Annotated in this window: 11 protein-coding genes and 1 pseudogene; 5 read left to right on the top strand and 7 right to left on the bottom strand. The window is 73.0% G+C overall.

Going from position 1 to position 9,362, the window contains the following annotated elements:
• Positions 1–606: zf-HC2 domain-containing protein (locus G3I53_RS30735; RefSeq protein ID WP_343240718.1), on the bottom strand; the 606-nt coding region annotated here is incomplete at its 3' end.
• On the bottom strand, positions 603–1,262 hold the full coding sequence (gene sigE / locus G3I53_RS30730; RefSeq protein WP_164333798.1) for an RNA polymerase sigma factor SigE: 660 nt from the start codon (positions 1,260–1,262) through the stop codon (positions 603–605). The genes G3I53_RS30735 and sigE, both read right to left, overlap by 4 nt.
• A gap of 278 nt (positions 1,263–1,540) precedes the next feature.
• On the opposite strand from sigE, the gene G3I53_RS30725 reads away from it, so the two are divergent.
• Positions 1,541–2,236 carry an O-methyltransferase gene (locus G3I53_RS30725; protein ID WP_164333799.1) on the top strand — a complete coding sequence of 232 codons (696 nt, stop codon included), beginning with the start codon at positions 1,541–1,543 and terminating at the stop codon, positions 2,234–2,236.
• 112 nt (positions 2,237–2,348) lie between these two features.
• Here G3I53_RS30725 and G3I53_RS30720 read toward each other — a convergent pair whose 3' ends face one another.
• Complete coding sequence (locus G3I53_RS30720; protein WP_003966491.1) at positions 2,349–2,516, bottom strand: DUF3117 domain-containing protein; 168 nt, start codon at positions 2,514–2,516, stop codon at positions 2,349–2,351.
• A gap of 381 nt (positions 2,517–2,897) precedes the next feature.
• Between G3I53_RS30720 and G3I53_RS30715 the strand changes: the two genes are divergently transcribed.
• A complete protein-coding gene (locus G3I53_RS30715; RefSeq protein WP_164333797.1) occupies positions 2,898–3,701 on the top strand; it encodes an enoyl-CoA hydratase-related protein in 804 nt (267 codons plus the stop codon).
• Here the strand turns inward: G3I53_RS30715 and G3I53_RS30710 are convergent.
• Positions 3,698–4,324, bottom strand: coding sequence for a DNA-3-methyladenine glycosylase I (locus G3I53_RS30710; RefSeq protein WP_164333796.1), 627 nt, complete (start codon positions 4,322–4,324; stop codon positions 3,698–3,700). The genes G3I53_RS30715 and G3I53_RS30710 overlap by 4 nt on opposite strands.
• Complete coding sequence (locus G3I53_RS30705; protein ID WP_164333795.1) at positions 4,321–4,683, bottom strand: DivIVA domain-containing protein; 363 nt, start codon at positions 4,681–4,683, stop codon at positions 4,321–4,323. Before G3I53_RS30705 ends, G3I53_RS30710 begins: the two co-directional genes overlap by 4 nt.
• Before the next feature lie 145 nt (positions 4,684–4,828).
• Between G3I53_RS30705 and folP the strand changes: the two genes are divergently transcribed.
• Positions 4,829–5,689 (top strand): dihydropteroate synthase, encoded by an 861-nt coding sequence (gene folP, locus G3I53_RS30700; protein ID WP_164333794.1) that lies wholly within the window; start codon positions 4,829–4,831, stop codon positions 5,687–5,689.
• Positions 5,690–5,788: 99 nt separating this feature from the next.
• Here folP and G3I53_RS30695 read toward each other — a convergent pair whose 3' ends face one another.
• Entirely contained in the window at positions 5,789–6,571 is a 783-nt protein-coding gene (locus G3I53_RS30695) for a TIGR00730 family Rossman fold protein (protein ID WP_164333793.1), read from the bottom strand.
• 119 nt (positions 6,572–6,690) lie between these two features.
• A complete protein-coding gene (dapE, locus tag G3I53_RS30690) occupies positions 6,691–7,770 on the bottom strand; it encodes a succinyl-diaminopimelate desuccinylase (RefSeq protein WP_164333792.1) in 1,080 nt (359 codons plus the stop codon).
• Positions 7,771–7,852: 82 nt separating this feature from the next.
• Between dapE and G3I53_RS30685 the strand changes: the two genes are divergently transcribed.
• Complete coding sequence (locus tag G3I53_RS30685) at positions 7,853–8,848, top strand: heavy metal transporter (protein ID WP_164333791.1); 996 nt, start codon at positions 7,853–7,855, stop codon at positions 8,846–8,848.
• A 272-nt stretch (positions 8,849–9,120) separates the two neighbouring features.
• Positions 9,121–9,362: pseudogene (locus tag G3I53_RS30680) on the top strand (ATP-binding protein); the annotation flags it as partial.

The following is a 9,362-nucleotide window of genomic DNA, read 5'->3' as shown; positions in this document are numbered from 1 at the left end:
CGTCGCCGCGCCCGTGCCCTGGGTGCGTGCCGGTGTCACGTTGCTGCCTTTGCCGGAGCCGCGGACCTCGGCGTCGGGGACCATGCTCGACGTGACACCGCCGAGGGCGACCGCGGCCAGGGACACCGCTCCGGCCGCGACGAACGCGAACCGCAGCCCGCGGGAGGCCGGCCGGTCCGTCTCGTGGCGGCTGACGTCGTGGATGCGGAAGCCGCGGCTGCCGGGCTCGGCCGGGCCGTGCGGCCGGGCGGGCGCGTAGGCGAACTCGAACCGGTCGCCGCGCCGTCCCGCGAACACGCCCTGGTCGCCGCCGGGCAGCCCGCCGCCGAACAGCGGGGACCCGCTGCCCGGGTCTCCGCCGGGCAGGCCCTGGAGGCGGGCGAGGAAACTCTCGGACGGCGGCGGGGGGGCCGCCTCCGCGAAGACGTTCTTCAGGCGGCGCTGGGCGTCCACCTCCGCCTTGCACTTGGCGCAGGTGGCGACGTGCGCCAGTACGCGCTCACGCGCGTCATGACCGAGCTCTCCGTCCACCAGGGCGGAGAGTCGGTCTCCCAGATGCTGCTCTGCGAGGTGTCCCTCGGACGACTTCGGCAGTGATCCGCTCACGCGCTCGCGCCCCCTCCTCCCAGTGCGGGAACACGGGGCACGAGGGAGCCGCGCTCCGCGCGCGCCTTCGGCGAGCGGTGGGCCAGCGCCTTGCGCAGCTGCGAGCGTCCGCGGTGGATGCGGGAGCGGACCGTGCCCAGCTTGACGCCGAGGGTGGCCGCGATCTCCTCGTAGGACAGCCCCTCGATGTCGCAGAGCACCACCGCGGCGCGGAACTCCGGGGCCAGGGTGTCGAGCGCCTGCTGGACGTCCGCGTCGAAGTGGGCGTCGTTGAAGACCTGCTGGGGCGAGGGCTCCCTGCTGGGCAGCCGCTCGGCCGCGTCCTCGCCGAGCGAGTCGAAGCGGATGCGCTGCTTGCGCCGCACCATGTCCAGGAAGAGGTTGGTGGTGATGCGGTGCAGCCAGCCCTCGAAGGTGCCCGGCGTGTAGGTCGACAGGGAGCGGAAGACGCGGACGAAGACCTCCTGGGTGAGGTCCTCGGCGTCGTGCTGGTTTCCGGTCAGACGGTAGGCGAGCCGGTAGACCCGCCCGCTGTGCATGCTGACGATCTCCTCCCAGGTGGGCGGAGTCCACGCCTGCCCGTCCGCGTCGGTGGTGAAGCTCGCGGTCTGGGCCGGGTCGCCGGCGCGGCTGTGGTCGGCAGCGGTGTCGTTCACGGATTTCGGCCTGCCCGCCGATCCAAGGAAGCGCCTCAGCACTCCTCCCCGATCCACAGGTACAGCCGCACCTCCCCTATCGGCTCTGGTGGTGTCCAGTGGAGCCCCTACCATAGCCACCTCGCCCGTTAGCTCCGGATAAGCGGTTTTACGAGAATTTGATCTGCGCCGGTCCGGCTCGTGCGGCTCCGTCGGCATGTGCCCCGCGTGCTCGTCCACTCCCCGCCCCCCGGTCCTGTCGCACCTGTCGTTCTCTCCCTTTAAACGACCGGTCCCATCTGCGGGTTCCCGACGCCAACGGATACAGTCACGCCAGGCATTCACGGGGACAGGAGAGGGTCATTACCGCCAACCGGCAGACGAGCTGGGCGTTCGCCGACGCCTATGTCGCCGAGGACGAGGCGCTGCACTGGGCCCGGGACCGGGCCCGCCAGGCAGGCCTGCGCTCGGTGTCGCCCGGCACGGGCGCGGCCCTGCGGTTGCTCGCTGCCACCGTGGAGGCCAAGGCGGTCGCCGAGATCGGCACCGGCTGCGGTGTCTCCGGCATCCATCTGCTGCACGGCATGCGGTCCGACGGCGTCCTGACCACGGTCGACCCGGAGCCGGAGCATCAGCAGTTCGCCCGGCAGGCGTTCCGGGACGCCGGGTTCGCCGCCAACCGGTCGCGGTTCATCCCCGGCCGCGCCCTGGAGGTGCTGCCGCGGCTCGCGGACGCCGGCTACGACCTGGTCTTCTGCGACGGTGACCGGCTGGAGTACCAGGACTATCTCGCTGAATCGTTGCGCCTGCTGCGCCCCGGGGGCCTGGTCGCCTTCGAAGGCGTGTTCGCGAACGGCCGCACGGTGGATTCCGGACCGCAGCCCACCGAGGTACTGCGGCTGCGGGAGCTGGTGCGTGCCGTGCGCGAGAGCCAGGAGCTGGTGTCCTCCCTGCTGCCCGTCGGGGACGGACTGCTCTGCGCGGTGAAGCGCTGACGGCCGCCCAGGCCCCCACGATCACCCGGGCACAGCCTCCCACCTGCGCAAACAGCCGCCCCGGCACCAGGAGCGGCGCCGGGGCGGCTGAAAGGGTATGGTCGCTTGCGCGTCAGCCGACGACCTTCTTGAGGGCGTCGCCGAGCGCGTCGGCCTCGTCAGGGGTCAGCTCGACGACGAGCCGACCGCCGCCTTCGAGCGGAACGCGCATGACGATGCCCCGCCCCTCCTTGGTCACCTCGAGCGGGCCATCACCCGTCCGCGGCTTCATGGCCGCCATGCTCGTTCCCCTTCCTGAAACCCAGCTCAACCGTCTAGCCGACGGCCCACGAAGGGCATCTGCGGTCCTGAAGGACAGGACTCACCGCACCGGCATCGAACACATTGCTTCCAGGCCATTATCCCGCATCGCAGGACCCGATGACCAACATAGGTCGGCATCGCTTGGGCAACGCGCGCGAGCAAAACCACTCAATTCGGGGATGTGACTGCGATACTGCGCCGCCGCACACCCGTCCGCGGAACGAAATCGACCCGGAATTCTTTGACGCAGGTCACACGACCGGTGCCGTCCGCGGCCGGTGATGTCCGTCATGCTGTCCTGCAGACAGGGGCGTACCCACCGGTACGTCCCGGAGCCGCCAGCTGGAGGGGATACGCCATGGCCGACACCGTGCTCTACGAGGTGAGCGACGGACTCGCGACGATCACGCTGAACCGCCCGGAGGCGATGAACGCGCTGAACGTCGCGGCGAAGGTCGCCCTCCGGGACGCGGTCCGGTCCGCCGCGGGCGACGACGCCGTGCGGGCCGTGCTGCTGACCGCGGCCGGTGACCGGGCGTTCTGCGTCGGGCAGGACCTGAAGGAGCACATCGGGCTGCTGCTGGAGGACCGGGAGACCGGTTCGGGGCAGACGATGAGCACGGTGCGCGAGCACTACAACCCGATCGTGACGGCGCTGGCAGAGGCGCCCAAGCCGGTGGTCGCCGCGGTGAACGGGGTGGCCGCGGGCGCCGGGTTCGGCTTCGCGCTGGCGGCGGACTACCGGATCGTGGCGGACACCGCGGCGTTCAACACGTCGTTCGCCGGGGTCGCGCTGACCGCGGACTCCGGGATCTCGTGGACGCTGCCGCGGGTGGTCGGCCCCGGCCGGGCCACCGACCTGCTGCTGTTCCCGCGCAACATCTCCGCGCAGGAGGCGTACGACCTGGGCATCGCCAACCGGCTGGTGCCGGCGGCGGAGCTGCGCGCGGAGGCGGAGAAGGTGGCGCGGGCCCTGGCCGGGGGCCCGACGGTGGCGTACGCGGCGCTGAAGGAGTCGGTGGCCTACGGCCTCGGTCACTCCCTGGCGGAGACCCTCGTCAAGGAGGACGAGCTCCAGACCCGGGCGGGCGGTTCGCAGGACCACGCGATCGCGGTGCAGGCGTTCGTGAACAAGGAGAAGCCGAAGTACCTGGGCCGCTAGGCCCGTGCCTGACCCCCCGGCGGGGCCGGGCGGCCTGCTCGGCCCCGCCGCGCGACGCAGTCGGCCAGGTGGTCGTCGACCAGGCCGCACGCCTGCATCAGCGCGTACGCCGTCGTCGGGCCGACGAAGCGCAGGCCGCGCTTCTTCAGGGCCTTGGACAGGGCCGTCGACTCGGGCGTGACCGCGGGGACGTCGGCGAGGGTGCGCGGTACCGGGCGGCCGTCCGGGTCGGGTGCGTGGGACCAGATGAGCGCGTCGAGGTCGCCGGGGGCCCAGCCGGCCAGCTCGCGCGCGTTGGCGAGCGTGGCGTCGATCTTCGCGCGGTTGCGGATGATGCCCGTGTCCGCCAGGAGGCGCTCCCGGTCGGCCTCGGTGAACTCGGCGACCCGGGCGATGTCGAACTGCGCGAAGGCGGAACGGAAGCCGGGCCGGCGCCGCAGGATCGTGATCCACGACAGCCCGGACTGGAACGCCTCCAGACTGAGCCGCTCGAACAGGGCGTCGTCGCCGTGGACCGGGCGTCCCCACTCCTCGTCGTGGTAGGCGACGTAGTCGGGGGTGGACAGGGCCCAGGGGCAGCGCGGGGCGCCGTCGGGGCCGGTGAGGGCTGCTGTGCCGGTCACTGCTGTCCGGTCTCCGGCCGGGGGGCGGGCTTGTCCAGGGACATGTGGGCGGCCGCGGCGCGGGCACCGGCCAGCGCAGCCTCCAGGTCGGCGATCCGGGCGTCCCGCTCGGCGAGTTCGGCGCCGAGGCGGCCGAGGGCGTCGTCCACGTCGGCCATGCGGTAGCCCCGGGCTGCGAGCGGGAAGCGCAGCACGTCCACGTCGGCGCGGCTGACGGGGCGGTCCGGCGGGAAGGCGTCCCGCAGCCGCTCGGGGGCGGCCTCGGGCAGCGGGCCCTTCTCACCGCCGCCGACCACCGCCAGGGTCACCGCGGTGACCACGACGGCGAGCGCGACGACCAGGAACAAGAACATCACCATCGGTGGGGCCCCCACGGTCGGATGTTGTCGGAGTCGGGTGTGTGGCTCCGATCGTGCCATGCGAGTCTGACAGTAGGGGTCGCAGGCGGCCGGTGGCCGCCGTCCGACGACCGGGGCCGGACTGGACGAGGAGAGGTCACAGGGGATGCTCAGGCTGGGCAGGCGGGAATTCGAGCCGCACGAGCCGGTGATCATGGCGATCGTGAACCGGACCCCGGACTCCTTCTACGACCAGGGGGCGACGTTCCGCGACGAGCCGGCCCTCGCCCGCGTGGAGCAGGCCGTGGCCGAGGGCGCCGCGATCATCGACATCGGCGGGGTGAAGGCCGGGCCGGGCGAAGAGGTGGACGCCGACGAGGAGGCCCGGCGGACCGTCGGGTTCGTGGCGGAGGTCCGGCGGCGCTTCCCGGACGTCGTGATCAGCGTGGACACCTGGCGGCACGAGGTCGGCGAGGCCGTCTGCGAGGTGGGCGCGGACGTGCTCAACGACGCGTGGGGCGGGGTCGATCCGCGGCTCGCGGAGGTCGCCGCGCGGTACGGCGCCGGGCTGGTGTGCACCCATGCGGGCGGCGCCCGGCCGCGGACCCGGCCGCACCGGGTGACGTACGACGACGTGATGGCCGACATCCTGGAGCGCACGGTGGGCCTGGCGGAGCGGGCGGTGGCGCTGGGGGTGCCGCGGGAGTCGGTGATGATCGACCCCGGGCACGACTTCGGCAAGAACACCCGCCACAGCCTGGAGGCGACACGGCGGCTGGGCGAGATGGTCGCCACGGGCTGGCCGGTGCTGGTGTCGCTGTCCAACAAGGACTTCGTGGGCGAGACCCTGGACCGGCCCGTGAAGGAGCGGGTGCTGGGGACGCTGGCCACGACGGCGGTGTCGGCGTGGCTGGGGGCGCAGGTGTACCGGGTGCACGAGGTCGCGGAGACGCGGCAGGTCCTCGACATGGTGGCGTCCATCGCCGGGCACCGGCCCCCTGCGGTGGCCCGGCGGGGACTGGCGTAGGGCCGGTCGCGCCGGCCCACCGCCGGACGGCGGTGGGCCGCACTCACGTCCGCGGCGGGCACGGGGGCACACGGGGCCCGCCGCGTCACGGCCGGCCGCTCAGGCGCCGCCCTGGCGCCCCTCCGGCAGGCCCGCCTCCTTCGAGACCAGGGCCACCGCCTCCTCCACGTCGTCCGTGACGTGGAACAGCATCAGGTCCTTCTCCGCCGCCTTGCCCTGGGCGATGACCGTGTCGCGGAGCCAGTCGACCAGGCCGCCCCAGTACTCGGTGCCGAAGAGGACGATGGGGAAGCGGGTGACCTTCTGGGTCTGGACGAGGGTGAGGGCCTCGAACAGCTCGTCCAGGGTGCCGAGGCCGCCGGGCAGCACGACGAAGCCCTGGGCGTACTTGACGAACATCAGCTTGCGGACGAAGAAGTAGCGGAAGTTCAGGCCGATGTCGACGTAGGGGTTGAGCCCCTGCTCGAAGGGGAGCTCGATGCCGAGGCCGACCGAGACGCCGTTCGCCTCCAGGGCGCCCTTGTTGGCCGCCTCCATGGCCCCGGGGCCACCCCCGGTGATCACCGCGAAGCCCGCCTCGACCAGGCCGCGGCCCAGCTTGACGCCGGTCTCGTACTCCCAGGAGTCCTCGGGGGTGCGCGCCGAGCCGAAGACGCTGATGGCGGGCGGGAGCTCGGACAGGGAGCCGAAGCCCTCGATGACCTCCGACTGCATGCGCAGCACGCGCCAGGGGTCGGTGTGGACCCAGCCGCTGGGGGCGCGCTCGTCCAGCAGCCGCTGGTCGGTGGTGCTCGTCTGCACCTGGTCCCGCCTGCGGAGCACCGGACCGAGACGCTGCTCCTCGGGCGGCTGCTGCGGGCCCTCCGGCTTGCCAGTGATCATGCGCGCTCCCTCCGTGTGCCAGGTTGTTCCACCTCAGCGTAGATCTACGCGGGTTACGTACAGGGGACCTCAGCATGTCCGCCCCGCACCGGTGTAAACCACACCGGTGGGATCGGCGATCATGCCGTCAGCCAGGAACGCAGCCGCTCCTCGCCGGCCAGGATCTTGGCGGTCTCGACGCGTTCGTCCCGGCGGTGCGCCAAGTGGGGGTTGCCGGGGCCGTAGTTGACGGCGGGGACGCCGAGGGCCGAGAAGCGGGAGACGTCGGTCCAGCCGTACTTCGGCTGCGGTGTGCCGCCGACCGCCTCGATGAACGCGGCGGCGGCCGGGTGGGACAGGCCGGGCCGGGCGGCGCCGCTGTGGTCGTCGACGGTGAACTCGGCGACCGGGCAGTCCGCGAACACCTCGCGCACGTGGGCGAGCGCCTCCTCGGGCGTGCGGTCGGGCGCGTAGCGGAAGTTGACGGTGACCACGCACGCGTCGGGGATGACGTTGCCGGCCACGCCGCCGGAGATGCCGACCGCGTTGAGGCCCTCGCGGTACTCCAGGCCGTCGATCACCGGGTAGCGGGGTTCGTAGGCGGCCAGGCGCTCCAGGATCGGAGCGGCGGCGTGGATGGCGTTGGAGCCCATCCAGGAGCGCGCCGAGTGCGCCCGCTCCCCCGTCGTGCGCAGCAGCACCCGGAGGGTGCCCTGGCAGCCGCCCTCGACCTGGCCGTCGGAGGGTTCGAGCAGCACCGCGAAGTCGCCCTCCAGCCACTCGGGGTGCGCCTGGGCCACGTGTCCGAGGCCGTTGAGGTCGGCGGCGACCTCCTCGTTGTCGTAGAAGACGAAGGTCAGGTCGCGGTTGGGGGCCGGGACGGTGGCCGCGATGCGCAGCTGGACGGCGACGCCGGACTTCATGTCGCAGGTGCCGCAGCCCCACAGCACGCCGTCCTCGTCGAGGCGGGAGGGGACGTTGTCGGCGATGGGGACGGTGTCGATGTGCCCGGCGAGGATCACGCGCTCCGCCCGCCCGAGGTGCGTGCGGGCCACCACGTTGTTGCCGTACCGGTCGACCGTGAGGTGCGGCAGGGCGCGCAGGGCGGCCTCGATCGCGTCCGCGAGGGGCTTCTCGTTGCCGCTCTCGGACGGGAAGTCGACGAGCTGCGCGGTCAGGCGCGCGGCGTCCAGCGTGAGGTCAAGCGGGGTGTCGGCCATGGCCCGACCCTAACGCGGCAGGCCGGGGCCGACTGTTCACACCCGGCTCACACGTTTCCGTACTCTCCAGTACCTTGTACGCGTGTCAGAGCCGCCGCTTCCTTCCAGACGACGTCGGGGCCGCCTCTTCCGCTTCGGGGCGGCCTTCGTGGTAATGCTCGCGGTCGCCGGATACCTCGTGGTGCAGTACGTGACGGGGGGCGGGCGCGGGCCCGGGTGCAAGGTCGTGTCCGCCAAGGGTGACGGCGCGACCTACGAGTTCACTCCCGAGCAGGCGGTGAACGCGGCGACGATCACCGCCGTGGGCACCGCGCGCGACCTGCCCGAGCGGGCCGTGACGATCGCGCTGGCGACCGCGCTCCAGGAGTCGACGCTGCGCAACATCGACTACGGCGACCGGGATTCGCTGGGCCTGTTCCAGCAACGGCCGTCGCAGGGCTGGGGCACGCCGGAGGAGATCATGGATCCGGTGTACTCGGCGGAGAAGTTCTACGAGGGCCTGGAGGAGGTGCCGGGCTACACCCGGCTGCCGCTGACCGTGGCCGCGCAGAAGGTGCAGCGCAGCGGGTTCCCGCAGGCGTACGCCAAGCACGAGCCGGACGCCGCCCTGCTGGCCGCCGCGCTGACCGGGCGGTCGGCGGCGACGCTGACCTGCCAGGGGCGTCCGGGCGCGACGCGCGCGTCGGGCACCGAGGCGGTGCAGGCCGCGCTGGCCCGGGACTTCGGGCGGGACCTGCTCCAGCCGGCCGGTGCCGAGGTGGACGACGGGGCGAAGCCCACTCCGTCCCCGAGCGCCCCGGACGTGACGGTCGAGCCGGACGGGCGGACGCTGACGCTGCCGGTCGACGACGCGCGGGACGGCGCGGCGGGCGGTTCCCGGCGGGCCGGGGCCCGAGGCTGGCAGCTCGCGCACTGGGCGGTGGCCAACGCCTCGGAGCTCCGCATACAGCGCGTGTCCTACGCGGGCCGGGTGTGGGTGGCCGGGACCACCGACAGCACGTGGCGGCAGGACGACGCCAAGGGCTCCGGGAAGCCGGCCGGCGGGCCGGACGCGGTGCGGATCACCACCGGGCGGTAGTGCGGGCCCTCACTCGCAGGGGTCATGCGCGGTGCCCGGTGCTGACGGGTGCGGAGCCGGGCGCGCCGCGGTCGGCAGAAGCGGGCCGTGCCCGGGCAGCACAGGGCGGAATCGGTTCTTCATCCGCCGCACCGGGGAGACCTTCGTCCGCTTTCCTCCCCATCCGATAATGCGACGCGTTACCGAGTCTTTACCGGGGCGCGCCGCAACCTTCCCGGCCTTCGAGCGGTAGTCACGGCGTCCGAGCTGTTCTTCCCCCTCGAAGGAGCACCATGTCCCTCCCCCTGACCCGCCGGATCGCCCGTGCCGCGCTGCTCGTCGCCGCCGGAGCGGCCGCCGGGGTCGGTGCGGCCGGTACCGCCAGCGCGGCTCCCGGGCTGCCCGCCGCCCCCGACCTCGGCGGAGTGACCGCCCTGGACGGCGCTGCGCAGACCGTGACCGGGGTGGCGGGCGAGACCGGCGGCAAGACCGTCGAGAAGGCCGCCGAGAAGGCCACGCCCGCGGCGCAGCAGGC

It is taken from the genome of Streptomyces sp. SID14436, from assembly GCF_010548465.1.
Lineage (GTDB): Bacteria > Actinomycetota > Actinomycetes > Streptomycetales > Streptomycetaceae > Streptomyces.
The sequence above is the reverse complement of the archived record's forward strand: the minus strand, read 5'-3'. Positions and strand labels throughout refer to the sequence as shown.